Here is a 25,251-nt window from a genome sequence, read left to right as displayed (position 1 = left end):
CTTCTCCCCTTGAGGGAGAAGGCGGCCTGCGGAGCAGGTCGGATGAGGGGGACGTTGGCTTCGCCCTCATCCGTCTCGCGCGTGGACACAGCCCCCTCATCCGAGCGCCTTCGGCGCCCACCTTCTCCCACGAGGGGAGAAGGGTCATGAGCTTGCCCGCCCCCTATCCGCCGCTCGTCTCGGGCGGCGACGGCCTCGAGCGCTATCCGGCGGAGCCCGCTGCGCTGGCGGCCCGCATGGCCGCGCTCTATGGCGTCGACGCCGATCAGGCGCTGCCGACGCGCGGGCTGACGCACGGGCTGGAGCTAGTCTGGCGCCTGGCCGCGCGCGACGGGCTGAAGGTGCAGGCGCCCGACGCCGAGCCCTATGCGCAACTGGCCGCCCTCTACGCCCGCCCGGCTGCTGACGCCGGGACCGCCGCCGTGGTCATCCGCGCCCTCAGCTCGCCCGAGGCCGTAGCCGAGATGGCCGCGCGCGTCGCCCCCGCCCTGCTGGTCGTCGATGAAGGGATGGTCGAGTTCGCCGAGGCGCCCTCGGCCGCCGCCCTGGTGAAGGACCACGCCAATCTGATCGTGCTGCGCAGCCTGTCGCTGGCCTATGGGCTGGCCGGGGCGCGGGTCGGGGCCGCGGTCGCGCAGGCGCAGACGCTGGCGCGGCTGGCTGAGGCGCTGGAGCCCTACGCCCTGCCCGAGGTCTCGGTGCGGCTGGCGATGCAGGCGCTGGACCCGTCGCGGATGATGGAGACGGCCGAACGCATCAGCGGCGTGCGCCGCGAGCGCGTCCGCGTCGCCGAGGCCCTGTCGCGCATCATGGCGCTGGAGGCCGGCGTGGGACCGGTGATCATCGCCAGACCCTCCGATCCGGAGGGCGCGCTCGAGGCCCTGCGCCGCTACGGGCTGGCTGCCGATCTTGCGGGCGACCGGGTGCGCCTGCCCGTCTCGCTGAAGCCCGAGGTCAACGACCGCCTGCTGGCAGCGCTCGGCGCCGCCGCCCCCGGCGCGCGGCGCAACCGCACCGGTCAGGCCATCCGCGACACCAAGGAGACGCGCATCGTCTGCGCCGTCGATCTGGACAGCGCCGGGCCGGTGACAATCGAAACCGGCGTCGGCTTCTTCGACCACATGATCGAACAGGTGGCGGCGCACGGGGGGTTCGCGATCCGTCTGGCGTGCGAAGGCGACCTGCACATCGATCCGCACCACACCATCGAGGACTGCGCCATCGCCCTGGGCCAGGCGCTGAAACAGGCGCTGGGCGAGCGGCGCGGCATCGGCCGCTACGGCTTCGTCCTGCCGATGGACGAGGCCGAGGCGTCGGTCTCCATCGACCTGTCGGGACGGCCCTATCCGGTGTTCGAGGGGACGTTCGCCACGCCGATGCTGGGCGGCTATCGCACCGACCTGACGGCCCACGTCGTGCGCTCGCTGGCCGAGAACCTGGGCGCGGCGGTCCACGTCCGCGTTACCGGCGACGACGACCACCACAAGACCGAGGCCGTGTTCAAGGCCCTGGGCCGCGCCCTGCGTCAGGCGATCCGGGTGGAAGGTGATGTGGTGCCGTCGACCAAGGGGGTGCTGTAATGGCGGCCGCCGCTTTCCTTCTCCCCTTGGGGGAGAAGGTGGCTCGCGGAGCGAGACGGATGAGGGGGACGTCGACGTCACCCTCCGCCCTGTCGCCTGCGGAGGCAGCCCCCTCATCCGAGCGCCTCCGGCGCCCACCTTCTCCCCCGAGGGGAGAAGGGAACTACGGCGGGGGAGAAGGGCGATGAACGTCACCCTGATCGGTTATGGGGCGGGCAATGTCGCCTCGGTGCGGTTCGCGCTGGAGCGGCTGGGCGCGCGGGTGCGGATCACCGACGATCCGGCCGATGTGGACGAGGCCGAGCGGGTCATCCTGCCGGGCGTCGGCGCGGCGGGCTATGCGATGCAGCGGCTGGAGGCGCTGGGTCTGGTCGAGGCCTTGCGCGCTTTTCCTCGCCCCCTGCTGGGCGTCTGTCTGGGCCAGCAGCTCTTGTTCGAGACCAGCGACGAGGACAGGGGCGCCGACCTGCTGGACCTGATCCCCGGACGGGTGGGGGCGATCGCGCCCGCGCCGTCGCGTCCTTCGCCCCATATGGGGTGGAGCCGGCTGAGCCTCCGTCGGCCTGATCCGCTGCTGGAAGGGATCAAGGACGGCGACTGGGCCTATTTCGTCCACGGCTATGTCTGCCCTGACGGCCCCGCCACCATCGCCGCAGCCGACTACGGCCTGCCCGTGCCCGCCGTGGTCAACAGCGCCAACCGCTGGGGCTGCCAGTTCCACCCCGAGCGCTCGGCGGCCGCCGGAGCGCGTATTCTGAAGAACTTCCTGGAGTTGCCCGCGTGATCATCTATCCCGCCATTGACCTGATCGACGGCCATGCGGTTCGCCTGCTGCACGGCGATTTCAATCACGTGACCCGTTACGATTCCCATCCCGCCAACCGGCTGGCGGCCTTCACGGCCGAAGGGGCCGAGTGGATCCACGTCATCGACCTGGACGGGGCGCAGGCGGGCGAGGCGCGTCAGTATGCGCTGATCGGCGACATGGCCCGGGCCGTGGACATCAAGGTCCAGTCCGGCGGCGGCGTCCGCTCGGAAAAGGATATCGAACACCTGCTGGGGGCCGGGATCAGCCGCGTCGTCGTCGGCTCGCTGGCCGTCACCGATACGGATCTGGTGCTGAAGTGGCTGGAGCAGTTCGGCCCCGAAGCCATCGCCCTGGCCCTGGACGTCCGCTATGAGGACGGCCTGCCGGTGCCCGCGCTGAAGGGCTGGACCCAGTCGTCCGGCGTGGATCTGTGGAGCGTGCTGGAGCGCTATCCGGCGGGGCTGCTGCGCCACATCCTGATTACCGACGTCGGTCGCGACGGCGCCCTGACCGGCCTTAACCAGGACCTTCTGTCCGAGGCCGTTCGCCGTCGGCCTGAGCTGGAGATCCAGGCCTCGGGCGGGGTGGCCGACCTGGACGACCTGAGGGCGGCCAAGGCCATCGGCTGCGCGGGGGCCATCACCGGCCGCGCCCTCTATACCGGCCGCTTCACCGTGGCCGAGGCGCTGAGAGCCGTCGCGGGATGACCGCCCATTTCTGCATAGGGGCGGTCCGATGACCGCCCGGCGCATCATCCCCTGCCTGGACGTCAAGGACGGACGGGTGGTCAAGGGCGTGCGGTTCGAGGGCCACGTCGACATGGGCGACGCCGCCGAACTGGCCGCGCGCTATCGCGATCAGGGGGCCGACGAATTGGTCTTCTACGACATCACCGCCAGCCCCGAAGGACGCACGCTGGACTATGGCTGGGTGCAGGACATCGCCCGGCTGCTGGACATTCCCTTCTGCGTCGCCGGCGGCATCCGCACGGTGGAACAGGCGGCGCGCTGTCTCGACCACGGGGCGGACAAGGTGTCGATCAACTCCCCCGCGCTGGAGCGGCCCGAACTGATCGGCGAGATGGCCGCGCGGCTAGGACGCCAGTGCGTCGTCGTCGGCGTCGACAGCGCCTTTCAGGACGGCGAATGGCGGGTGCATCAATACACCGGCGATCCGAACGCGCGGCGCGGCGCCGGGCGGCTGACCATGGACTGGATCGTCGAGGCGCAGGGGCTGGGCGCGGGCGAGATCGTGCTGAACTGCATTGATCAGGACGGGGTGCGCAAAGGGTATGACGTGGCTCAGCTGGCCGAGGCGCGGCGGCGGCTGACCGTTCCGCTGGTGGCCTCGGGCGGGGCCGGGGCGGTGGAGCATTTCAGGGACGTGTTCGTGGAGGCGGACGTGTCGGGCGCGCTGGCGGCGAGCGTTTTCCACTCGGGCGCGATCTCGATCCCGGATTTGAAGCGTTATCTGGACGCGCAAGGCGTGGAGGTCAGGATATGACGACCATCGATTCCCTTCTCCCCTCGAGGGAGAAGGTGGCTCGCGCAGCGAGACGAATGAGGGGGCTGCCTGCCTCATCCTCCACCGTCTCGCGTGCGGACACAGCCCCCTCATCCGAGCGCCTTCGGCGCCCACCTTCTCCCACGAGGGGAGAAGGAAAATGACAGTCGATCTCTCCCAGATCGACTTCGCCAAGGGAAACGGCCTGATCCCGGCCGTGGTGCAGGACGCCGACACGCTGCAGGTGCTGACGCTGGCCTATATGGACGAGGCGGCGCTGCGCGAGACGCTGGACAGCGGGCAGGCCACCTTCTTTTCGCGCTCGCGCGGCGGGCGGTGGAGGAAGGGCGAGACGTCGGGCGACTTTCTTAACGTCGTCTCGGTGACGCCTGACTGCGACGGCGACGCTGTGGTGGTGAAGGTGCGCCCGGTCGGCAACGCCTGCCACCTGAACCGCATCAGCTGCTTCGGCGAGGAGGACGCCCCCGGCCTGGGCCGCATCGGGCGGCTGGAGCGCACCATCCATGTTCGGGCTCAGGCCGATCCGAACGACAGCTGGACCGCCCGCCTGATCGCGCAGGGCCCCAAGCGCGCGGCGCAGAAGGTCGGCGAAGAGGGCGTCGAGACGGCTCTGGCCGGGGCGGCGGGAGATAATGCGGAACTCGCCAGCGAGGCGGCGGATTTGATCTATCACCTGCTGGTGCTTCTGCACGCCCGTGACATGGTGTTCCAGGACGTGCTGAACGTGCTGGCCCGGCGGGCGGAACCGGCTGAAGATCAAGGCTGACGGCCCGCTGTGCGGGTCGGCCTGAAGCGAAGGAGACCTGAATGGCGGCGCTGATACTGTTCGGAGGCGGGGGCGACCTCGCCCTGCGGATGCTGCTGCCGTCGCTGTACTTCCTCGATCACGACGGCCTGCTGCCGGACGGGCTGACGATCATCGCCGCCGCGCGCACCGAAGAGACGACCGAGGCCTATCTGAAGAAGGTGCGCGAGGCGGTGCAGCCGCGCGCCGAAGCCGACAACGCCTGGAGCGAAGACAGCTGGCGGCGATTGACTGAGCGGCTGGAATACATGGCCGTAGACGCCACCGACGCTGATAGCCTGAAGCCGCTGAAGGCCCGCGCTGGCGAGGGGCCGATCACGGCCTTTCTGGCGGTGTCGCCGTCGCTGTACGGCCGCATCGTCACAGCCATGAAAACGGCCGGTCTGGCCGGACCTGACGACCGCATCGTGCTGGAAAAGCCGGTCGGGCGCGATCTGGAGAGCTTCCGCGAAATCGACGACGCCGTGGCCGACGCCTTTGACGAACGGCAGGTGTTCCGCATCGATCACTACCTGGGCAAGGAGACGGTGCAGAACCTGATCGCCCTGCGCTTCGGCAACGCCATCTTCGAGCCGCTGTGGAACAATCTGACGATCGACCATGTGCAGATCACGGTCGGAGAGACGGTCGGCGTCGGCGACCGCTGGCCCTATTACGACGAATACGGCGCCCTGCGGGACATGGTGCAGAACCATATGCTGCAACTGCTGTGTCTGGTGGCGATGGAGCCGCCCAGCGACCTGGACCCCGACTCGGTGCGCAATGAGAAGGTGAAGGTGCTGCGCTCGCTGCGCCCCATCATGGCCGAGGACGCCGAGCGCGTGACGGTTCGCGGCCAGTATAGGGCCGGAGAGGTCGAGGGCCGGTCGGTCGAGAGCTATGAAGCCGAGCGCGGCCAGCCGTCGGACACCGAGACCTTCGTCGCCATCCGCGCCGATATCGACAACTGGCGCTGGGCCGGCGTGCCCTTCTTCATGCGCACCGGCAAGCGGCTGGCCGAGAAACGCACTGAGATCGTCATCCAGTTCAAGCCGGTGCCCCACTCCATCTTCGGCCATGGCGAGCGGGGGGCCATCTACGACAACCGGCTGGTGATCGAGCTGCAGCCGGACGAGGACATCTCCCTGTCGGTGATGAACAAGAAGCCGGGGCTGGAGCAGCGGATGCAGCTTCAGCCCATCCAGATGAGCCTGTCATGGGGGCAAGACGGGAAGGACGGCGCGGCTCCGCGCCGCCGCATCGCCTATGAGCGGCTGCTGCTGGACGCCCTGCACGGCGACTCCACTCTGTTCGTCCGCCGGGACGAGGCCGAGCAGGCGTGGAAATGGGTGGACGAGGTGGCGGACGCCTGGTCGTGCCGGGAGTGGCCGCTGGAATATGAAGCGGGAAGCTGGGGGCCGGAGGCGGCGGACCTGCTGCTGTCGCGCACTGGGCGGAAGTGGAACGTGCGATGAGAAACGCCAACACTCTTCCTTCTCCCCTCGGGGGAGAAGGTGGCCTGCGAAGCAGGACGGATGAGGGGGCTGTGTCCGCCCGCTCGACCTTTGAAGTTGCGTCTGCATCCGGCGTCCCCCTCATCCGAGCCGCGCTGCGGCCCACCTTCTCCCCCCGGGGGAGAAGGAGCGTGACGGCATGATCCAGAACTTTCCCACCCGCGAGGCCTGGGCCGAGGCCGCCGCAGACCGGCTGGCCGAAGCGCTGGCGGAGGCCCTGGCCGCCGACGGGCGCGCGCTGTTCGCCGGGTCGGGCGGATCGACGCCCTCGCCTATCTACGCCCAGTTGGCGCAGGCCGATCTGGACTGGGCCAGGGTCACGGCGACGCTGGTGGACGAGCGCTATGTGCCCGAGGCCTCGCCGGATTCGAACGCGGCCCTGCTGAAGCGCGCCCTGCTGACCGGCCCGGCCGCGGGCGCCCGGTTCGTCCCGCTCTATAGCCCGGCCGTGACGGTGGATCGCGCAGCCGCCCTCGCCTCTCAGGCTCTGGCGGCCGAGGGGCGGGCGCTGGACGCCGTACTGCTGGGCATGGGCGAGGACGGGCATATCTGTTCGATGTTCCCCGGCAGCCCGATGCTGACCACCCTGCTGACGCCGGGGCTGAAACCGGCCGTCTATGGCGTGCCGGCCGGGCGCGACGGCGCGGCGCCGCCGCAGGAGCGGCTGACGCTCAACCTGCCGTGGCTGGCCAGGGCTCGATGCGTGGTGCTGGCCCTGACGGGCGCGAACAAGCGCGCCGTGTTCGAGCGCGAGGCGGCGAGCGATCCCGCCGTAAACCCCATCGCCGCCCTGATCGCGGCGAACGCTCCCCTTGAAGTGCTCTGGACGGAGGCCGAGTGATGGCGCTCAATCCTGTGGTGGCCGAGGTCACCGCCCGTATCGTCGAACGCAGCCGACAGACCCGCGCCGACTATCTGCGCCGCATGGACGCCGCGACAGGCACAGCACCGGGCCGGGCCAAGCTGTCCTGCGCCAACTGGGCCCACGCCTTCGCCGGCCAGACCGTGGCCGATAAGCTGACGGCCCTGACCGGCGCCCAGCCGAACCTCGGCGTCGTCACCGCCTATAACGACATGCTGTCGGCGCATCAGCCGTTCGAGCGCTTCCCCGAGATCATCCGCCAGGCGGCGCGCGAGGCGGGAGCCACGGCCCAGGTGGCGGGCGGAACCCCGGCCATGTGCGACGGCGTCACCCAGGGGCGCCCCGGCATGGAGCTGAGCCTGTTCAGCCGCGACGTCATCGCCATGTCGACCGGGGTGGCGCTGACCCACGACGCCTTCGACGCGGCCCTGATGCTGGGGGTGTGCGACAAGATCGTGCCGGGCCTGTTCATGGGGGCGCTGGCGTTCGGCCATCTGCCCGTCGTCTTCGCCCCGGCCGGGCCGATGCCCAGCGGCATCCCCAACGCCGAGAAGGCCCGCGTTCGGGCTGAATACGCGCAAGGGCTGATCGACCGCGCCGAACTGCTGAAGAGCGAGATCGCCAGCTACCACTCTCCCGGCACCTGCACCTTCTACGGCACGGCCAACTCCAATCAGATGATGATGGAGGTCGCCGGACTGCATATGCCGTCGACGGCCTTCGTCCACCCGGACACCGGCCTGCGCGACGCCCTGACGGCGGCGGCGGCGAAGCGGGCGATCGAGCTGGCGCGCGAGGGGCGCGGCCGGATGGCCGACGTCGTGTCGGAAAAGACCATCGTCAACATGATCGTCGCCCTGCTGGCCACCGGCGGGTCGACCAATCACGCCATCCACCTTGTGGCCATGGCCCGGTCTGCGGGGGTGCTGATCGACTGGACCGACATGGACCAGCTGTCGTCGGTCACGCCGCTGCTGGCGCGGGTCTATCCGAACGGATCGGCCGATGTGAACGCCTTTCAGGCGGCGGGCGGGGTGGCCTTCGTCACCCGCGAGCTGGTCGAGGCGGGGAACCTGCATCCCGACGTGACGACCATCATGGGCCAGGGGCTGGAGGCCTATTTCAAGGAGCCTCGGCTGGAGGACGACGAACTGGTCTGGCGCGACACGGTGCGTGAGAGCCTGGACCTGACCATCCTGCGGCCCGCCACGGACCCGTTCGACCGCGAGGGGGGTTTGCGGCTGGTGCAGGGCGACCTCGGCCGGGCGGTGATCAAGATCTCGGCGGTCAAGCCTGAGAACCGCATCGTCGAGGCCCCCGCCGCCGTGTTCGAGACCCAGGAAGACGCGCTGCAGGCCTTCAAGGATGGAAAGCTGGACCGCGACGTGGTGGTGGTGCTGCGCTTTCAGGGGCCGCGCGCCAATGGGATGCCGGAACTGCACAGCCTGTCGCCCGCGCTCAGCGTGCTGCAGGACAAGGGCTTCAAGGTCGCCTTCGTCACCGACGGCCGCATGTCGGGCGCCAGCGGCAAGACGCCCGCCGCCATCCATGTCAGCCCCGAGGCGCTGGCGGGCGGGCCGCTGGCTTATGTGCGCGACGGCGACGTGATCCGGCTGGATCCCGAGGCGGGGGTGCTGACCACCGTCGGCGCCGGCGACCTGAAGGCCCGTCCTGCGGCCGCCCGCTCACGCGCCCACGCAGAGGGCTCGTCCTGGGGTTATGGGCGCGAGCTGTTCGGCGCCTTCCGCCAGGCGGTGTCGACGGCCGAGCAAGGCGCCAGCGTCTGTTTCAGCGCCCCCATCGGCGCCGACGGCCATGACGACGGCCCGCCCGATCCGAACCTGGTCGATCGCGCGGTGGACGCATGACGCAGGAAAGCATGACCTCTGCCCCGCTTCTGGTCGGCGACGTCGGCGGCACCAACGCCCGGTTCGCCCTGGCCCGCATCGTCGAGGGCCGCACGGTGCTGGAGCATTTCGACAGCTTTCCCGCCCGGACCTACCCGACCTTTCTGGAGGGCGTGGCCGCCTATCTGGACGGGTGCGAGGTTCGGCCCAGCGGCGGGGTGATCGCCGTGGCGGGGCCGGTCGCGCACGGCGCCATCGACATGACCAACTCGACCTGGCGGGTGTCGGAGCAGGAGCTGCAGACGCTGGGCCTCGATCCGGTGCGGCTGATCAACGACTTCGAGGCCCAGGCCTGGGGCGCGCCGGTCGTGCCGCCGGATCAGCTGGCGTCGCTGGGCGGGCCGGACGAGGGCGATCCGCACGCGACCATCGCCGTGGTCGGGCCCGGCACGGGCTTCGGCGTGTCGGCCCTGGCGCGCGACGCCCAGGGGCGCGAGACGGCGCTCGCGGGTGAAGGCGGCCACGCCTGTTTCGCCCCCGGCGACGCGGTCGAGGACGAAGTGCTGCGCATCCTGCGCCGCCGCTATGAACGGGTGTCGATCGAGCGGCTGATCTGCGGGCCCGGCCTGCTGAACCTGCATCGCGCCCTGGCCGAGATCGACGGCCGCGAGACCCATATCGACGACCCCGCCCAGATCACCGCCCAGGCCCTGGACGACCCGAACAGCCCGTGCGGCGCCACCCTGGCCCGCTTCTGCGCCATGCTGGGGGCCGTGGCGGGCGACATCGCCCTGACCACCGGCGCGCGCGGCGGGGTCTATATCGCCGGGGGCATCGTCCCGCGCATCCTGCCCTTCATTCAGGCCAGTCCCTTTCGTCGCCGGTTCGAGCGCAAGGGGCGGTTCCAGGACTATATGGCCGCCATCCCGACGAAGGTGATCCTGCACGAACACGCCGCCCTGCTGGGGGCCGCGCGCGTCGCGCTCGCACAAGAGCGATAAAAATGATCACAGGGGCGTGAACCGAATGTGAGGACGAGGCGTTACTCGGGCCTCAACCTTTGGAGGAACACCATGCGTAAACTGGTTCTGACCGCCGTCTCCATCGCCGCCTTCGCCGGCCTGGCCGCCTGCGGCGAAAGCGCCGCCGACCGGGCTGCGGAACAGAAGGCCGACGCCCTGGAAGCTCAGGCCGCCGCCACGCCGAATGAAGCCGAAGAGCGCGCCCTGAACGCCGAGGCCGACCGCATCGAGCAACAAGCGGGCAACGCCGACGGCGGCATGACCACCGAGAATACGCCGAACACCTCGCCGAGCACCAATCCGCCGGCCCCGTCGAACTAAGAGACGGTCCAGAATGATCAAGCCCCCACCGCGCTGGCGGTGGGGGCTTTTTCTTGCCTAGAGTTCAGGCTGGAGCGCCAGGCCTCAGCCGGCCGCGCCCTTCTGGAACCCGGTCCAGCAGTCGTCGTAATCGAGCTGCATCAGCGGCGTCTGTTCAGCCCACTGGGTCGTGCGGATCGGCATCCGCGTCTCGAACATGAAGGCCAGGGTGTTCTCGATCTTGTGCGGCTTCAGCTCCGCCTTGGTCGCGCCGTCCCAGCTGGCCTGGTCGGGGCCGTGGCCGCTCATGCGGTTGTGCAAGGAAGCGCCGCCCGGCGCGAAGCCGCCCGCCTTGGCGTCATACTCGCCGAAGATCAGCCCCATGAACTCGCTCATGACGTTGCGGTGGAACCACGGCGGACGGAAGGTGTCCTCGGCCACCATCCAGCGCGGCGGGAAGATGACGAAGTCGCAGTTGGCGGTGCCTGGCGTATCGCTGGGCGAGGTCAGGACGGTGAAGATCGACGGATCAGGGTGGTCGAAGCTGACCGTGCCGATGGTGTTGAACCGCGCCGTGTCATAGCGGCAGGGGGCGTAGTTGCCGTGCCAGGCGACCACGTCCAGCGGGCTGTGATCGAAGGTCGTGGCCCACAGCTGGCCGCCGTATTTCTGAACGCACTGGGTCGGACGGTCCACGTCCTCGAACCAGGCGACGGGCGTCTCGAAGTCGCGCGGATTGGCCAGGCCGTTGGAGCCGATGGGGCCCAGGTCCGGCAGGCGGAAGGGCGCGCCGTAGTTTTCGCAGACATAGCCGCGCGCCTCGCCGTCCACCTCGACGCGGAAACGCACGCCGCGCGGAATGACGACGATGTGGCCCGGCGCCGCCTCGATGAGGCCCATCTCGGTGACGAAGCGCTGCGCCCCCTGCTGCGGCACGATCAGCAGTTCGCCGTCGGCCGAATAGAAGACGCGGTCGACCATCGAGCGGTTGGCGACATAGAGGTGAACGCCCACCCCCGTGCCGGAATCGGCGCAACCGTTGCCGCCATAGGTGGTCAGCCCCTCGACCCAGTCGGTCGGCTGGTCCGGCATGGGCAGCGGGTCCCAACGCATCCGGTTGGGATTGGGCGGCGTCTCGGTGAAGGGGCCGGAGCGCACCCGGCCTTGCGCGAACGGCTGGTACGGCCCGTGCTGGGCCGAGGGCCGCAGGCGATACAGCCAGCTGCGCAGATTGTGGTCGCGCGGCGCGGTGAAGGCGGTGCCCGACAGCTGTTCGGCATAGAGGCCCAGCGCCGGGCGCTGCGGCGAGTTGCGCCCGACCGGCAGGGCGCCGTCCACGGCCTCCGTGGCGAAGTGATTGGCGAAGCCGCTCTGATAGGCGGGCGCGTTGGATCGCGTCATATCGTTTCTCCCTTGGCGAGAGATGTAAGCGATCCGCATCGCAGCGTCACCCCGAGGGGGATGACTTTGCCTTGGATCAAACCCGCCCCGGCATCATCCTTGTGCGAACAGGGATGAAGACGGCGGGCTCGGCCGTCAGTCCTCGTCCATCTTCAGGGCGGCGATGAAGGCTTCCTGCGGGATCTCGACCTTGCCGAACTGACGCATCCGCTTCTTGCCCGCCTTCTGCTTCTCCAGCAGCTTCTTCTTGCGGGTGGCGTCGCCGCCGTAGCACTTGGACGTTACGTCCTTGCGCAGGGCGCGCACCGTCTCGCGGGCGATGATCTTGCCGCCGATGGCGGCCTGGATCGGGATGGTGAACATGTGCGGAGGGATCAGCTCCTTCATCTTCTCGACCATGCCGCGGCCGCGCGTCTCGGCGCGGGCGCGGTGCACCAGCATCGACAGGGCGTCCACCGGCTCGGCGTTGACCAGGATCGACATCTTCACCAGGTCGCCGACCTTGTAGTCGGTGATCTCATAGTCGAACGAGGCGTAGCCCTTCGAGATCGACTTCAGCCGGTCGTAGAAGTCGAACACCACTTCGTTCAGGGGCAGCTCGTAGACCACAAGCGCGCGGCTGCCGACATAGGACAGCTCGATCTGGCTGCCGCGACGGTCCTGACACAGCTTGATCACGCCGCCGAGGTATTCGTCGGGGGTCAGGATGGTGGCCTTGATCCACGGCTCGCTGATGGTCTCGATCTGCATGACGTCCGGCAGGTCGGCCGGGTTGTGCAGGTCGATCTCGGTCCCGTCGCGCAGGCCGATCTTGTAGACGACCGAGGGCGCCGTCGCGATCAGGTCGAGGTTGAACTCGCGGCTCAGGCGCTCCTGAATGATCTCCAGGTGCAGCAGGCCGAGGAAGCCGCAGCGGAAGCCGAAGCCCAGGGCGGCCGAGCTCTCCATCTCATAGGTGAAGCTGGCGTCGTTCAGGCGCAGCTTGCCGATGGCGGCGCGCAGGTCCTCGAAGTCGGCGGCGTCGACCGGGAACAGGCCGCAGAAGACCACCGACTGGACTTCCTTAAAGCCCTTCAGGGCTTCGGCGGTCGGCTTCTTCTCGTCGGTGATGGTGTCGCCGACGGCGGCGTGAGCGACTTCCTTGATCTGGGCGGTGATGAAGCCGACCTCGCCGGGGCCAAGCTGCTCGACCGGGGTGTTCTTGGGCAGGAAGACGCCGACGCGGTCGACCAGGTGCGACGAGCCGGTCTGCATCATCTTGACGCGCATCCCCGCCTTCAGCACGCCGTCGAACACGCGCACCAGCAGCACCACGCCCAGGTAGGGGTCATACCAGGCGTCGACCAGCATGGCCTTCAGCGGGGCGTTGACGTCGCCCTTGGGCGCCGGCAGGCGCGCGACGATGCCTTCCAGCACGTCTTCGATGCCCAGACCCGACTTGGCCGAGCATTCGATGGCGTCCGAGGCGTCCAGGCCGATGACGTCCTCGATCTGGGCCTTGACCCGCTCCGGCTCGGCGGCGGGCAGGTCGATCTTGTTCAGGACCGGGACGATCTCGTGGTTGTTGTCGATGGCCTGATAAACGTTGGCCAGCGTCTGGGCCTCGACCCCTTGCGAGGCGTCCACCACCAGGATCGAGCCTTCACAAGCGGCCAGAGAGCGCGACACCTCATAGGCGAAGTCGACGTGGCCCGGCGTATCCATCAGGTTCAGGACGTAGTCGAGCCCGTCCTTGGCCTTGTAGTTCAGGCGCACGGTCTGCGCCTTGATGGTGATGCCGCGCTCCTTCTCGATGTCCATGTTGTCGAGCACCTGCTCGGACATTTCGCGCGCGGTCAGGCCGCCCGTGAACTGGATCAGGCGGTCGGACAAGGTCGACTTGCCGTGGTCGATGTGGGCGACCACCGAGAAATTGCGGATGCGTTCGATAGGGGGCGTCGTCATGGTCCGGCGCGCGTAGCACGGCGCGCGGCTTTGCGCCACGACGCTGACGCGCAAGGAGCCCAAGATCAGTCCGCAAGGGCCACAGGCCCTGGAGCTTCCGCTGGGGAGCCGACGAAAAACGCCGCCCGTCCCTGCATCAGGAACGGGCGGCGTCTGCTGCCTTGGCGGCGCTGGGTTAGCGCGCGCGGATGAAGGAGCGGATGTCGCTGGACAGCTTCTTCAGGTCGTCTTCACGCACGTACATCATGTGGCCCGAGTGGTAGTAGTGCCACTCGATGCGGCCGTCGGTCGGGAAGCCCGGACGGTTCAGCGAATATTCGGCGCCGAAGAAGGGCGTGGCGAAGTCGTAGTAGCCCTGCCCCACCCAGACGCGCAGGGCGCTGTTCTCGCGCAGGGCGCGGCCGATATAGGGGGCCACGTTCAGATACTCGGCGCCGCCGCGCCCGGCGGTCGGCAGGTTCCAGTCCCAGTTGCGGGTGCCGCCGATCGAGGAATAGACCACGTCGGGCGAATACTTCAGCCCTTCGCGCGCCCAGGCGTTCATGGCGGCGGTATAGGCGCCGTCGATGCCGTAGAAGCTGGGGTCGTTGTCCGGGCGGTCGCCGGCGTTGTCGTAGTCGACGCCGGTGTAGCGGGTGTCCAGACGGCCGATGGTCAGTCCCCGATCCCGCAGCAGCTCCTTGTAGAAGCGGCTGGGCGACAGGCGCAGGTTGGCGTTGCTCAGATAAGCCTGGGACACACCGGTGTAGCGCGACAGCTGCGGCAGGATGGCCGCGCGCTCCTGGGCCGTCAGGTCGTTGCCTTTCAGCAGGGCCGTGGCGTAGGGGCCGATGGCCCAGGCCCGGGCCTCGGCGACGAACTCCTCCACCGTGGCGGGCTTGTTCGGCACCTTGTCGTGATACCAGGCCGTGGCCGCCATCGACGGCAGATTGGTGACGAAGCCCAGCTCGTTGCCCTGCGCATCGGCGGCCAAGCTGAAGTCCAGGATCGACGAGATCAGCAGGATGCCGTTAATCGAAACGTCGGTGTAGCTGCCTTCCAGTTCATTGATGACGGCGGCCGAACGGGTGGTGCCATAGCTTTCGCCGCCGATGAACTTGGGCGCGTTCCAGCGCTCATGCGTGTTCAGCCACATGCGGATGAACTCGGCGATCGACTTGGCGTCCTTGGTCACGCCCCAGTAGTCGGCCGGATCGGTCTTGCCCAGGGCGCGGCTGAAGCCGGTGCCGATCGGGTCGATGAAGACGATGTCGGTGACGTCCAGCAGGGACTCAGGGTTGTCGATGATCGGAAACGGCGCCGCGCCGTCATCCTTGGCGTCCGAGGGCACGACCACGCGCTTGGGCCCGAAGGCGCCCATGTGCAGCCACAGCGAGCCCGAGCCGGGGCCGCCGTTCCACAGGAAGGTGACCGGACGGTTCGGATCCTTCGGACCTTCCTTGATATAGCTGTAGGACACCATGGCCGCGAGCGGCTTGCCGTCCTTGTCCTTCAGATAGGTCTCGCCGGCGATGGCGCGATAGGCGATGCGCTGCCCGCCGAAGACGCCGGTGTGGCGGGTCTCGGACATCACGGGCGGCGGAATGGCCGCCTCGCCGCGCTCACGCGCCGCGTCCGAGCGCGCCCCGGCCGGCGCCGCGTCCTGAGCCATGACCGGCCCGGCCAGAGCCAGCGCCGACACTGCGGCGACAAGCAGTTTCTTCATCCTCAACCCCCAATAAGCGTCACGGCTCCCCTCGAGAGCCAGGCGCGCGGACAAGCGTCGCCCAATGGGGGATTGGGCGGCAAGCTGAGCCGAATGTAAACCGGGCGGCAGCGCAATAATCCCGGACGGATCAATGGGTCCCGGGGCAATCCCCGAAGAAAACACGGCGCGAGAGAGGAAGAGATTCTGAGCTGGCGAACAACCCGCCGCAGGCCGCCAGAGGCGAATCACGCTTCAGCGAAGCAAGCCTCGCGCCGCTCAAGCCATCCAACGGCTTGTAAAGAATGGCGGCGGGCAGGCATTGAACCTTTGACCCCCACGGTGAAAACCCGGGCGCTCTATGAGTTTTCCGTAGCTTGTCGGCGCCGAAGCGTCCGAAGCGCCTTCGTCGAGCACTGATAACCGCAGGCGGCCATGCGTAAGAGTCCGGCTTCGGGCAGAAACCCGGTGCGACGGTTCAAGCTTCAATAACGATCGCCGGCTGGGTCCGTAGGTCTACGCGCTGCTGCACAGCGTGCACTGTTCTCAACAGCGACAAGGCGCCAGGACCGCTGATTCGTTGCGGATCAAACCCGCGTCTCAGCGCCAGGACTTCCAGGATTTCATTGTCTGCCGGCCCCATATTGTGGCCGCACATCGCCCAGCCGGCGAAACTTCTGGATGTCGGCGTCGCGTCCTGAAGAAGCTTGAGGTCCTGATGGCGCGGGTCTCGCCGCACCCGGCGATAGATGGCTTCAACGGCGGCAGCCGACCCTTCCAGCGCCTGGAAGAAATGGTCGCGATGGCGCAGCAGCATGCCGCTCACCGCCACGGCGGTGTTGTTTCGGACCGAGACCTCGAGGATGGATCGCAGCAAGGCGTCTTCGTCCTGCAAGCCGGGAACGACCCTGCTGACGTAGATCAGTTGTCGCATTGTGGGTTCAGGCGACTTGGCGCGCCTGTATGGGGGTCAGGGCGTCGGCGTTCACCAGGCTCTCGAACGCCGGTCGGGCCAGGGCGTAGCCCTGGATCAGGTGGGCTCCGAGATCCTCCAGCGCCCGCAGCTCGTCCTGGGTTTCGACGCCTTCGCAGATGGTCTGAATGCCCAGGTCGGCCATCAGGCCCAGCAGGGATTTGACGATCTTCTGCTTGGCCTGATCGCGGTCGATGTCGCGGATCAACTCCATATCCAGTTTGACGATGTCGGGCTGGAATTTCGACAGCAGGCCCAGACCCGCATAACCGGCGCCGAAATCGTCGATCGCCGTCTTGAAGCCCATGGCGCGGTAGGTGCGCAGGATATTCAGCAGGTGGTTGGCGTCCAGCTTCTCGTCTTCGGTGAACTCGAAGATGATCCGGTCGAGCGGAAAGCCGGTGCGCATGGCCGTCGCCAGGGTCAGGCGAATACAGGCCCGCGGCTCATAGACCGCATTGGGCATGAAGTTGATCGACAGTCGCGCGCCGTCGCGCGGCAGGTCCAGGGCGGTGGCCATTTCGATGGCCTTGACCCGGCACTGCTGGTCGAAAGCATAGCGGTTGTCGTCCGCGACCCGGCTCAGAACCGAATAGGCGCCTTCGCCGCCGACGCCGCGCACCAGGGCCTCGTGCGCGAAGATCGTCTGGTTGGCGATATCCACGATGGGTTGGAAGGCCATCGAGAAGGGCAGATCGAACCCGGCGCCGTCGCGGCAGCCCTCGCATCCCGTCGCCATCGCTCGCGCTCCCTGCTGGTTGGATATCTGCGTAGAGCCGGACCTCTTTACGAAATCTTGCAGACGGCGACGGCGCGCTGAAAAAGCGAACAGGGCGCTGATCGAGACGCCGGGCGAACGGCGCGCCGCGCTCTCCCGCCTCACCGCGCGCGAGCACCTCCGTTTCCTGCTGCGATCCGACGTGGATCACAATCTCCCTGTGGCGCGAGCCGTCGTGCAAAGCCGAGCATGCGCGCACGGCCGACAAGACCTGGATCCAATGATCGGTCTCTATGGCGATCAGGCCGGGCGCCAGGTCGGGGTTATGGCCGTCGGCTGCGGCCATGGCGTCGAGACCGTCATTCAGTTCACCAGCATCAACCGCACCGTGACGCTGCGGGTCGAGCGGTTCAACTATTCGGGGAATCTGACGACGGCGGTCACCTACGTTTATCGAGGGCCGGGGCCGAATGGGCCGTGGACGAAGGTGGCCGAGATCGACTCTCGGGGATGGGCCACGCGGTATGTCGATTTCACCGTGAACAACGGCGATTGGGTTTACTATTACGCCTATGGCGACACCTCGTCCGGGCGGCGGTGGGGGCAGTGGGACATCGCTTTCTGGAACGAAAGCGTGGGCCACGTCAGCCTGACGGGCGGCCGTCTAACGCTGACGGTTGATAACGACGACAACTACAATGTCGCCGACTATTCCCTGAACCACATGGATTTAGGGAATATCTGGTTCGATACCTACGACGGCGGTTACTACACCTATAACAACTATCAGTCGGCATCGGGCATCAATTAGCCGGTTACTGTCGCCGTTCAGATCGCCAACTACTCCGTGTCAGGTCCCATCCGCGACAGCGTTATGGCCTGCCAGACCCAGCGCGGCGATATCCTGACGACGCAGCTGTACAACGGCACCAGCTACATGACCGTTTATAACGGCGACAGCATCCGCTTCGCCGTGGTCCTGAATACGACGGGCGGCCGACGCAGCTTCGGCTTTGATGTCTACCTCTACAACCAGAACACTGGGGATTTCATCGACCACTTCAACGTGTCTGGTTACTTCGGCGCATAGCAAAGGAGCGCATAATGTCGACTACGCAAAACAATCCCGAGGGCGGTACGCCCTATCCCACGCACAACAACTGCTGGATGCCCGGAACGCCCAGGTGCAGGCCATCATCGACAAGCTGATGATCATCAGCGCCGAGGTCGTGGCCATGAAGACGTCGGATCTGGATGGGTTCGCGCTCTGGCACGGCGGCCCGCCCGACCGTCTCGCGAACAGCGGCGCGCAGGCCCGATTCCTGGCCGGGCAACTGGCCAAGAACTTCGGGCTGCCGCAGCCGCCTCAGGCGGAACCGGCCGAACCGGCTGCCTGACGAACCCGGTTCGTCTCTTCTCCAAACCCATCGCGTAGGAGCCCGCATGTCCGCAGGCGACGAGATCATTACTCCGGTGACCAAGCCGGAGGCCGTCAGCATGGCCGAAATTCATGCCATGCGCGGTCTGACCGACGCGGTGTCAGCCCTTGGCCGTCAGGTCGAGCGGATGAACGCCAAGGTCGATGACATGCGCGAGCGGGTCATCAAGCTGGAGGCGCGCGAGTACGAGCGCCAGATCGAGGCCCTGAACGACCGCCTGTCGGCCGCTTTCAAGCGCATCGACGATCTGGAGGGGACGCGGGATCAGCAGAAGGGCGCCAAGGCCCTGGTCGATTGGCTGCGTCAGACCGCGCCGTGGCTGCTGGCCGGCATCGCCGCCTTCGTCGCGGGCATCAGCATCAAGAACGGATCCGGAGCATAAGGCGCAAACCGCCCCGCTGGTGGCCTCAGGTGATCAACCTGCCGCGCACCACGACGATCCTCGCCCTCGGCTTCCTGGCCGGCAACCTGCTGTTCCTGCCGATGATCGCCTGGCTGGGCGACATGGTGGCCGAGCGCTATGCCGACGCTGTCATGCTGGTGGCGTCGATGTTCAAGGACGGGATGCTGCTGATCCTCGGCTTCTACTTCGGGCGCAACCAGAGTGGGGATCAGGCCGCCTGATGCCGCCGCTGGATCATCAGCGCCGCACCGCCAGCCAGCAAGACGCCCAGCAAAATCATCGCCCATTCGGACATGGTGGGAATGGCGGTGGGAGCGACATATCCAGGAAGAAGGAAAGTGTGGCCGTCACACTGAAATGAGTCTTGGCCCTGAAATGTCATCTTATTCAAGACGCCAGGAGGGCTCGGGAGGAATGTCAAATAATTCTTGCCGGTTATGTTATTAACACCGATATTATATCTAGTTAAATCTCTATCTACGCCGTCAATAGTAGCTAATACTACAGAAGGTGAAGAAGAAGATAGAGATTTAAATGAGCATGTTGGCCAAACATTACTCCAAGAAATCTCCCACTGTGTACCGTCATGACTTGCAACGCCCTGATAGGTTCCAGCAGCAGCGGTGCCTGCGCACGACAGTAATGCTGCAATCATGACAGTCGTCGCAAACAGCTTCTTCAAATCGCCTCTCCCCTAAGTAGACGCATCGCCTAACCGCGATTGGCGGAAAGCGCAAATCCGACCCTCACAAGCTGACCTGGAGATCATCATGGCCTATCGCCTTGGTCGCAGTCGCGCGTCACAATCAGCCCACTTGACGCCTTCGGCGTAGCGTCAAGGCCGCCCCGCCAGCCAACATCACGCCCAGCAGGATCATCGCCCATTCGGAGAGGGTGGGGACAGGGGTTGGCGGCGCTACGTAGCCGGGCAGGAGGAATGTGTGGCCGTCACATTGAAATGAGTCTTGCCCCTTGAATGTAATCTTACTCATGACGCCAGCAGGACTTGGGCCAAACGTCACTGAATTCGTGTTGGCCGAAATATTATTGAAGGTCAAATATGTAAATAAAGCTTCATCTACGCCATCAATTGTAGCTACTACTGAAGACGCGGCAGTCGACAGAGGGCTAGCTGAGCATGTTGGCGAGACATTGCTCCAAGTGATTTCCCATCGCGTGCCGTCATGACTTGCAACGCCCTGATATGTTCCTGCTGCAGCTGCCCCTGCGCACGACAGTAGCCCAGCAATCATGACAGTCGTCGCAAACAGCTTCTTCAAATCGCCTCTCCCCTAAGCAGACGCACCGCCTACCCGCGATTGGCGGAAAGCGCAAATCCGACCCTCACAATCTGAACTGGAGACCATGATGGCCTTTCGCCTTGGTGCGCAATCGCGCGCCCGGCTCGCTGGCGTGCACCCGGACCTCATCCGCGTGGTCGAGCGGGCCATCCAGCTGTCGTCCGTCGACTTCTCGGTGCTGGAGGGCGTTCGGACGCCCCAGCGCCAGCGCGAGCTTTACGCGCAGGGCCGCACGAAGCCCGGCCCCAAGGTCACCTGGACGCTGACCAGCAACCACTTCGTCAACGCGCAGACGGGCTATGACCACACCGTCGATCTGATCCCGTTCCCGGTGGACTGGGAAGGGCCGGTTCGGGTCCCGAAGTTCGACGCGATCGCCGAGGCCATGTTCGCGGCGTCGGCCGAGCTGGGCGTGGCGATCCGCTGGGGCGCCGACTGGAACCGCAACGGCAAGCCGCGCGAGCGGGGCGAGACGGACAGCCCTCATTGGGAGCTCGCGCGATGATCGCCGGCTTCATTGTCGAGGACATCGACCACCACAACGACACGCCCGGCGCGGTGGAGATCCGTTCATATCCAGACGGTAGCGTCGGCGGGATCGCCTTCATCTGCCCCTGCGGCCGCAAGCGTGAGGGATATCTGCCGGTCGAGACCAACACCATCGAGCCGCGCTGGGACTGGGACGGCAACCGTGAGCACCCGACGCTTACGCCTTCGGTCCTATTCCGGGGCGGGTGCGAGTGGCACGGCTTCCTCACCAATGGGGAGTGGCGGACATGCTGACCTTGGCCCTCGGCCTCGGCCGCGCCCTCGCCCCGACCACCTGGCTGGCCATTGCCCTCCTCACCGCCTTCCTGATCTTCGGCGGCTACTGCGCTCGCAGGGGCGCTGAGGGCGTTCGCGACCGTCAGGCGGCCGAGCAAGCCAAGGTCGAGGCGAAGGCGTCAGCCGCCCGGGAAGCGGCGGCCAGCGAGCGCCTGACCGACACCACCACGATCCGCAACCGGCAAGAGGAGAGAGACCATGCCGCGCAAGCCCTTCCTGACGGCGTGCCTGATGAGCGTGAGCTTAGGCGCCGGTGTCGCCAGTTGCGGGACGCTGGGCGCATCCCGCCCGCCTGTCGAGGACTTGAGGGTCCAGCCTAAGCCGGTCCCGCCCGACGATGTGCTGACCAGCCGGATCGCCGGCGAGTTGCACGACAACGCCATCGAGGCCTGGGGCGAGGCGGGTTGGGCGCAGGTCGGGCGCCTGTGCCGGTTCTTCGATGAGATGGGGTTGAAGGGCCTGAGTTGCCCGCCGCCGCCTGAACTTCCGCCCAGGCCTGGCTGACGGGCACGTCCCGTCTGCCAGATTGGCACTCAGACGGGCATTGAGCCGAGGCTCCTATCCTAAATGGGGCTTAGAGGCCGGATTGCAAGGCGTCGAGCCTCTAAGGCTCCGCTATACGCCCCGTCGCCCTTCACCGGGTGGCGGGGTTTTCTGCGTTTTCGGGCGTAGACTTTCGGTCGAGGAGTAAACGGCCGCTTGCGACCCGTAGCGGACTTTTCCGAGAACCGTTATTATTGGGCTATGGGTGCTGCTCGCCAAAAATCGTCAGCTTTCAGCTTCGCAGTCGGCGCGACGGCCCTGCTTTTGGTCAGTTGCACCAATGGACAGCATCAAGTCTCTGGTCATCGTTATGATGTTCCCGTCGCTTATCTAATTCCTGGGAGTTCTTTTCCGTTCTTTCTGCCTGAGCCGAAAGACGAAGGGTTCCTCTTCATTCTCAATCCTGAAGCCGATTTACGACGACGGATACTTGTCGTGGTTGAAGGCAGGGCAGAGGTATGTCGGCGGGCTAATGGAAGTGGATACGTTTCAAAAACAATTTGCAGCCCGAAGCCAATAGAATGGCAAGGCCATGAGTGGCTCAGGAATGGTGACGATACGTTCTGGACCTACAGCCCGAATACATCTTCTGGCGCGAACACCCCCTTTATAAGTTGCTTCAAGATGGAAACAGAAGGTCGCTCTGGTCTTTGTTCAGCGACACTCGGCGTTGACGACTTGGCTCTCACGATCAAATTGAAGGATGATGAAATCCCGGCGCTTGAAGCGACCTTCCAGAAGGCAATGGCAATGCTACGCTCATGGGAGTCATAGTAATGGCAGCTTTCAACCCTTGGCGGACATTTCGAACCGCCGCTTGTGATTATCAGGTTCTCGGCTCCAGGTCGCGATAGGGCGCGCCCCGCTCTCCCGCTTCCGCGCGCGTCAGCACCTTCGTTTCCTGTTGCGATCCGACCTGGATAACCATGTTGCGGTGGCGCAGCCCGTCGTTCAGCGCCGCGCAGGTAGCGCGTACTGCCGACAGCACGTTCACCCGATGGCCACTCTCAACTGTGATCAGGCCGGGTGCCAGGTTGGGGGTCGTCGCCGGCGGCTGCAGCCATGGCGTCGAGGGCGTCGTTCAACTGATCGGGTGTCATGGCGCGGCGGTGTAGCTGAATCGTGCGGCGCGCGCCCCCTACCCGTCTATCAGGCCCCCATTCCGGGGAGCATTCTGGGTAGCAGCGCTTCAAGGCTCAATTGCTACGCAGCAAGGCGGTGAGCTTAGAGCTTGTTCTATAAGGGAAAAAGAATGGTGGACGCGACAGGGATTGAACCTGTGACCCCTACGATGTCAACGTAGTGCTCTCCCGCTGAGCTACGCGTCCGCCTGTTCTGCGGCCCCTCGGCGGTTGAGCCGGTGGGCGGGAAGGCGGCGTCTATAACCCGCAGTTTGCGCAGGCTGCAAGGGGGTTCGGCGCCTTTCTTCGACTTTTCTTTCGCTTAAGCCGCGATCATGCGTTCGACCTCGGTCACCAGGTCGCGCAGGTGGACGGGTTTGGACAGGACCTTGGCCTGGGGCGAGGCCTGGGCGGCGCTGAGGGCGACGGCGGCGAAGCCGGTGATGAACATGATGCGCAGGCCCGGCTGGCGGGCGGCGGCGACACGGGCGACCTCTATGCCGTCGGCGCCGGGCATGACGATGTCGGTCAGCAGCAGGTCGTAGGGACCCTGGTCCAGGGCGTCGATGGCGTCGTCGCCGTTCTCGCAAGCCACGACCTCATGGTCGGCCCGCTCAAGCGCGCGGGTCAGGAAGCCGCGAAGGGAGTTGTCGTCTTCGGCCAGAAGAATGCGCGCCATGATCGAGTCTAAACCGTTGGAATTCAGTCGCCAGACTAGGCGGGCCGGGTAAACCGGCGATGAAGACGAACGGCGGGCTCGCCGGACGCGCCTTTGCGCGCGAAGCAGGCTATGGGCGAAGCATGGACGCGCCTCAGTCGCCCTTCTGGATCGCGCCGGCCGCCGCCGGGCGCGCGACGCCGCTGGTGTTCGCCTCACCGCATTCGGGCGACGTGTATCCGGCGGACATGAACGCATCCGCCTCGGTCCGCGCCGTGCGCAGCGCCGAGGACGCGGCGGTGGACCAGTTGATCGACTGCGGACCTGAGCAAGGCGCGGCCGTGATCGCCGCGCGGTTCGGCCGGGCCTATGTCGATCTGAACCGGACGCCGGACGAGTGGGATCCGGCCCTGATCATCGACGCGGACGACAGTCCCGCCAACGCCAAGGCTCTGGCCGGATACGGCGTGGTGGCGCGCCTGGCGGGGGACGGGACGCCTCTGTACGACCGGCGCCTGACCAAGAGCGAGGCCGAGGCGCGGGTGGCGCAGGTTCATGCGCCCTATCACGCGGCCCTGGAGCAGATGATGCAGGCGACGCGATCGCACGCCGGACGGGCGGTGCTGGTCGACTGGCACTCCATGCCTGCGCGGGCGACAGGCGGCGCGGTGGACGTGGTGCTGGGCGACCGGCATGGGAGCAGCTGCGACGCAGCGTTGACGCGGCGGCTGCGGCGGCTGTTCGAGGCGCAGGGGCTGACGGTGGGGCTGAACCGGCCCTACGCCGGCGGCTATGCGACCCAGCGGTGGGGCCGGCCGGACGAGGGCTTTGAGGCCATTCAGGTGGAGCTGAGCCGAGGGCTGTACTGGGATGAGGCCGCCTGGGCCCCCTCCCCCGGCTGGAACCGTTGCCGCTCCGCGCTGCGGCGGGTGATCGCCGAACTGTGCGCCGACTGGCGCGTCTGACTGCGGGTCCCAGGACAAAAAAAGAGCCGCGCCAAACGGCGCGGCTTTGAAAGTCTATAGGGAGGAAACGCCCAGGAAGGGCAAGACGCTCGAAAGCGTCGAAAAAGAAGTTAGTTTGCAGCGCACAAAAAAACAAGGGCCGTTTCGGCCTTATGCAATCACGGGATGTTACGGAGTTCACGGTCAGAGCGGAGCGCCGGATGGGTCGTCAGCGGCGCTTATCTCGCACCTGCGAGATAGCTAGGCCTGCTCCAGAAGACGCCGGGCCTGACGTATGGCGGAGGCGGCGGGCGAGGCCAGCTGGCGCCAGGCCAGCAGGGCGAACACCGACACTGCGCCGAGCAGCAGCCACAGCGGACCGAACAGCCAGGCCGCAGCGGCCAGGGCGAAATAATAGCCCCGCACGCCCTGATTGAAGTTGGCCAACGCAGGGTTCAGCACCCGCGCCACGGCCCGGCCATAGGCGACGCGGTCGGCTTCTTCATGGATTTCCGGCGCGGCGCCGATCAGGGCGACGGTGTAGTTCAGCTGGCGCAGCGCCCAGATGAAGTCGAGAAAGCCGCGCGCCAGGCACAGCAACACCAGGGCCAGCTTGGCCTCCATCAGGCGCGGCGTGACGGCCTCGGCGCCGACGGCGGCGAAACCGCGCAGGGCCGCCTCCCCCCCGAACAGCACGCCGGCCACGGCGGCGATCAGCAGCAGATTGGTCGAGGCGAAGAAGGAGCCCGAGTTGATCGAATGGCCCAGCAGCTGGCTGTCGATCAATCGCATCTCGCGGTGGGTCATGGCGCGCATCCAGGCGTCGCGCACCGACAGCATGTCCACGTTGAGCGAGCCGCTGCGGCGCGCTGTCAGACGCATCAGCGGGCCATAGCCCAACCAGGCGATGACGAAGACGAACAGGGCGATCCAATCAAACAGACTCATGCCTGATTGACGCCACGTCGGCCCGCGCAAGGCAAGCGTGATCGCCGCGACGCTTGCCGTAAAGACGCGCAAAGCTTATCACGCGCGTCAATTCTCCCCCGTTCGCAC

The 25,251-nt window shown here is 66.6% G+C and carries 31 protein-coding genes and 1 tRNA gene; 21 read left to right on the top strand and 11 right to left on the bottom strand.

Going from position 1 to position 25,251, the window contains the following annotated elements; translation table 11 throughout:
* Window positions 1–146: 146 nt before the first annotated feature.
* The 10 genes from hisB to ACLBV5_RS05090 all read left to right on the top strand — a co-directional run bounded on the left by hisB (window position 147) and on the right by ACLBV5_RS05090 (window position 10,262).
* Window positions 147–1,580, top strand: a complete 1,434-nt coding sequence (hisB, locus tag ACLBV5_RS05135) for an imidazoleglycerol-phosphate dehydratase HisB (protein WP_447605013.1) — start codon at window positions 147–149, stop codon at window positions 1,578–1,580.
* A 184-nt stretch (window positions 1,581–1,764) separates the two neighbouring features.
* A complete protein-coding gene (hisH, locus tag ACLBV5_RS05130; RefSeq protein WP_447605012.1) occupies window positions 1,765–2,364 on the top strand; it encodes an imidazole glycerol phosphate synthase subunit HisH in 600 nt (199 codons plus the stop codon).
* The gene (hisA, locus tag ACLBV5_RS05125) at window positions 2,361–3,095 is read left to right on the top strand and encodes a 1-(5-phosphoribosyl)-5-[(5-phosphoribosylamino)methylideneamino]imidazole-4-carboxamide isomerase (protein ID WP_278070354.1); all 735 of its coding nucleotides are present in this window, start codon (window positions 2,361–2,363) and stop codon (window positions 3,093–3,095) included. The genes hisH and hisA overlap by 4 nt, the downstream gene beginning before the upstream one ends.
* Before the next feature lie 28 nt (window positions 3,096–3,123).
* Complete coding sequence (hisF, locus tag ACLBV5_RS05120; protein WP_447605011.1) at window positions 3,124–3,891, top strand: imidazole glycerol phosphate synthase subunit HisF; 768 nt, start codon at window positions 3,124–3,126, stop codon at window positions 3,889–3,891.
* A gap of 160 nt (window positions 3,892–4,051) precedes the next feature.
* Window positions 4,052–4,678: a bifunctional phosphoribosyl-AMP cyclohydrolase/phosphoribosyl-ATP diphosphatase HisIE gene (gene hisIE, locus ACLBV5_RS05115; RefSeq protein WP_447605010.1), complete on the top strand. Its 627-nt coding sequence runs from the start codon at window positions 4,052–4,054 to the stop codon at window positions 4,676–4,678.
* A gap of 41 nt (window positions 4,679–4,719) precedes the next feature.
* The gene (zwf, locus tag ACLBV5_RS05110; RefSeq protein WP_447605009.1) at window positions 4,720–6,171 is read left to right on the top strand and encodes a glucose-6-phosphate dehydrogenase; all 1,452 of its coding nucleotides are present in this window, start codon (window positions 4,720–4,722) and stop codon (window positions 6,169–6,171) included.
* Window positions 6,172–6,349: 178 nt separating this feature from the next.
* Window positions 6,350–7,051: a 6-phosphogluconolactonase gene (gene pgl, locus ACLBV5_RS05105; RefSeq protein WP_447605008.1), complete on the top strand. Its 702-nt coding sequence runs from the start codon at window positions 6,350–6,352 to the stop codon at window positions 7,049–7,051.
* Window positions 7,051–8,940, top strand: a complete 1,890-nt coding sequence (gene edd, locus ACLBV5_RS05100) for a phosphogluconate dehydratase (RefSeq protein WP_447605007.1) — start codon at window positions 7,051–7,053, stop codon at window positions 8,938–8,940. Before pgl ends, edd begins: the two co-directional genes overlap by 1 nt.
* Window positions 8,941–8,951: 11 nt before the next feature.
* Window positions 8,952–9,920, top strand: coding sequence for a glucokinase (gene glk / locus ACLBV5_RS05095; RefSeq protein ID WP_447605006.1), 969 nt, complete (start codon window positions 8,952–8,954; stop codon window positions 9,918–9,920).
* 72 nt (window positions 9,921–9,992) lie between these two features.
* Window positions 9,993–10,262: a hypothetical protein gene (locus ACLBV5_RS05090; protein WP_025976207.1), complete on the top strand. Its 270-nt coding sequence runs from the start codon at window positions 9,993–9,995 to the stop codon at window positions 10,260–10,262.
* A gap of 84 nt (window positions 10,263–10,346) precedes the next feature.
* Here the strand turns inward: ACLBV5_RS05090 and hmgA are convergent, their stop codons facing one another.
* From hmgA to ACLBV5_RS05065, 5 genes are all read right to left on the bottom strand, one after another.
* A complete protein-coding gene (gene hmgA, locus ACLBV5_RS05085; RefSeq protein ID WP_447605005.1) occupies window positions 10,347–11,642 on the bottom strand; it encodes a homogentisate 1,2-dioxygenase in 1,296 nt (431 codons plus the stop codon).
* A gap of 135 nt (window positions 11,643–11,777) precedes the next feature.
* Window positions 11,778–13,586 (bottom strand): translation elongation factor 4, encoded by a 1,809-nt coding sequence (gene lepA, locus ACLBV5_RS05080; protein WP_313633822.1) that lies wholly within the window; start codon window positions 13,584–13,586, stop codon window positions 11,778–11,780.
* A 175-nt stretch (window positions 13,587–13,761) separates the two neighbouring features.
* Window positions 13,762–15,291, bottom strand: a complete 1,530-nt coding sequence (locus ACLBV5_RS05075; protein ID WP_025976204.1) for a S10 family peptidase — start codon at window positions 15,289–15,291, stop codon at window positions 13,762–13,764.
* Between the two features lie 457 nt (window positions 15,292–15,748).
* Window positions 15,749–16,204 (bottom strand): BLUF domain-containing protein, encoded by a 456-nt coding sequence (locus ACLBV5_RS05070; protein ID WP_313633821.1) that lies wholly within the window; start codon window positions 16,202–16,204, stop codon window positions 15,749–15,751.
* A gap of 7 nt (window positions 16,205–16,211) precedes the next feature.
* Window positions 16,212–16,982, bottom strand: a complete 771-nt coding sequence (locus ACLBV5_RS05065) for an EAL domain-containing protein (RefSeq protein ID WP_447605004.1) — start codon at window positions 16,980–16,982, stop codon at window positions 16,212–16,214.
* 259 nt (window positions 16,983–17,241) lie between these two features.
* Here ACLBV5_RS05065 and ACLBV5_RS05060 point away from each other — a divergent pair, with 259 nt between their 5' ends.
* The 5 genes from ACLBV5_RS05060 (at window position 17,242) to ACLBV5_RS05040 (ending at window position 19,024) form a co-directional block, all read left to right on the top strand.
* Window positions 17,242–17,772, top strand: coding sequence for a hypothetical protein (locus tag ACLBV5_RS05060; protein WP_447605003.1), 531 nt, complete (start codon window positions 17,242–17,244; stop codon window positions 17,770–17,772).
* A gap of 36 nt (window positions 17,773–17,808) precedes the next feature.
* Window positions 17,809–18,051: a hypothetical protein gene (locus tag ACLBV5_RS05055; RefSeq protein ID WP_447605002.1), complete on the top strand. Its 243-nt coding sequence runs from the start codon at window positions 17,809–17,811 to the stop codon at window positions 18,049–18,051.
* A 94-nt stretch (window positions 18,052–18,145) separates the two neighbouring features.
* Window positions 18,146–18,358, top strand: coding sequence for a hypothetical protein (locus tag ACLBV5_RS05050; protein WP_447605001.1), 213 nt, complete (start codon window positions 18,146–18,148; stop codon window positions 18,356–18,358).
* A 46-nt stretch (window positions 18,359–18,404) separates the two neighbouring features.
* Window positions 18,405–18,782 carry a hypothetical protein gene (locus tag ACLBV5_RS05045; protein ID WP_447605000.1) on the top strand — a complete coding sequence of 126 codons (378 nt, stop codon included), beginning with the start codon at window positions 18,405–18,407 and terminating at the stop codon, window positions 18,780–18,782.
* 29 nt (window positions 18,783–18,811) lie between these two features.
* Window positions 18,812–19,024: a hypothetical protein gene (locus tag ACLBV5_RS05040; RefSeq protein WP_447604999.1), complete on the top strand. Its 213-nt coding sequence runs from the start codon at window positions 18,812–18,814 to the stop codon at window positions 19,022–19,024.
* Here ACLBV5_RS05040 and ACLBV5_RS05035 read toward each other — a convergent pair.
* Window positions 19,012–19,485, bottom strand: coding sequence for an IPTL-CTERM sorting domain-containing protein (locus tag ACLBV5_RS05035; protein ID WP_447604998.1), 474 nt, complete (start codon window positions 19,483–19,485; stop codon window positions 19,012–19,014). The genes ACLBV5_RS05040 and ACLBV5_RS05035 overlap by 13 nt on opposite strands.
* A gap of 124 nt (window positions 19,486–19,609) precedes the next feature.
* The gene (locus ACLBV5_RS05030; RefSeq protein WP_447604997.1) at window positions 19,610–20,083 is read right to left on the bottom strand and encodes an IPTL-CTERM sorting domain-containing protein; all 474 of its coding nucleotides are present in this window, start codon (window positions 20,081–20,083) and stop codon (window positions 19,610–19,612) included.
* 88 nt (window positions 20,084–20,171) lie between these two features.
* Here ACLBV5_RS05030 and ACLBV5_RS05025 point away from each other — a divergent pair, with 88 nt between their 5' ends.
* The 5 genes from ACLBV5_RS05025 (at window position 20,172) to ACLBV5_RS05005 (ending at window position 22,246) form a co-directional block, all read left to right on the top strand.
* On the top strand, window positions 20,172–20,609 hold the full coding sequence (locus tag ACLBV5_RS05025) for a M15 family metallopeptidase (RefSeq protein WP_278070339.1): 438 nt from the start codon (window positions 20,172–20,174) through the stop codon (window positions 20,607–20,609).
* Window positions 20,606–20,887, top strand: coding sequence for a DUF6527 family protein (locus tag ACLBV5_RS05020; protein ID WP_278070338.1), 282 nt, complete (start codon window positions 20,606–20,608; stop codon window positions 20,885–20,887). Before ACLBV5_RS05025 ends, ACLBV5_RS05020 begins: the two co-directional genes overlap by 4 nt.
* The gene (locus ACLBV5_RS05015; protein WP_278070337.1) at window positions 20,881–21,249 is read left to right on the top strand and encodes a hypothetical protein; all 369 of its coding nucleotides are present in this window, start codon (window positions 20,881–20,883) and stop codon (window positions 21,247–21,249) included. The genes ACLBV5_RS05020 and ACLBV5_RS05015 overlap by 7 nt, the downstream gene beginning before the upstream one ends.
* Complete coding sequence (locus tag ACLBV5_RS05010; protein WP_278070336.1) at window positions 21,233–21,433, top strand: hypothetical protein; 201 nt, start codon at window positions 21,233–21,235, stop codon at window positions 21,431–21,433. Before ACLBV5_RS05015 ends, ACLBV5_RS05010 begins: the two co-directional genes overlap by 17 nt.
* 195 nt (window positions 21,434–21,628) lie before the next feature.
* Complete coding sequence (locus ACLBV5_RS05005) at window positions 21,629–22,246, top strand: hypothetical protein (RefSeq protein WP_447604996.1); 618 nt, start codon at window positions 21,629–21,631, stop codon at window positions 22,244–22,246.
* Window positions 22,247–22,298: 52 nt separating this feature from the next.
* On the opposite strand, the gene ACLBV5_RS05000 is transcribed toward ACLBV5_RS05005, so the two are convergent.
* From ACLBV5_RS05000 to cpdR, 3 genes are all read right to left on the bottom strand, one after another.
* The gene (locus ACLBV5_RS05000; protein WP_447604995.1) at window positions 22,299–22,466 is read right to left on the bottom strand and encodes a hypothetical protein; all 168 of its coding nucleotides are present in this window, start codon (window positions 22,464–22,466) and stop codon (window positions 22,299–22,301) included.
* A gap of 259 nt (window positions 22,467–22,725) precedes the next feature.
* Window positions 22,726–22,800, bottom strand: a tRNA-Val gene (locus tag ACLBV5_RS04995).
* Window positions 22,801–22,915: 115 nt separating this feature from the next.
* Window positions 22,916–23,272, bottom strand: a complete 357-nt coding sequence (gene cpdR, locus ACLBV5_RS04990; protein WP_025976193.1) for a cell cycle two-component system response regulator CpdR — start codon at window positions 23,270–23,272, stop codon at window positions 22,916–22,918.
* Between the two features lie 122 nt (window positions 23,273–23,394).
* Here cpdR and ACLBV5_RS04985 point away from each other — a divergent pair, with 122 nt between their 5' ends.
* Window positions 23,395–24,216, top strand: coding sequence for an N-formylglutamate amidohydrolase (locus ACLBV5_RS04985; RefSeq protein ID WP_447604994.1), 822 nt, complete (start codon window positions 23,395–23,397; stop codon window positions 24,214–24,216).
* A 240-nt stretch (window positions 24,217–24,456) separates the two neighbouring features.
* On the opposite strand, the gene ACLBV5_RS04980 is transcribed toward ACLBV5_RS04985, so the two are convergent.
* Window positions 24,457–25,143, bottom strand: a complete 687-nt coding sequence (locus ACLBV5_RS04980; RefSeq protein ID WP_025976191.1) for a DUF599 domain-containing protein — start codon at window positions 25,141–25,143, stop codon at window positions 24,457–24,459.
* Between the last annotated feature and the right edge of the window lie 108 nt (window positions 25,144–25,251).

This window comes from Brevundimonas sp. M1A4_2e, from assembly GCF_053345555.1.
Note: the sequence above shows the minus strand (reverse complement) of the source record. Positions and strands in the feature narration are given on the sequence as shown.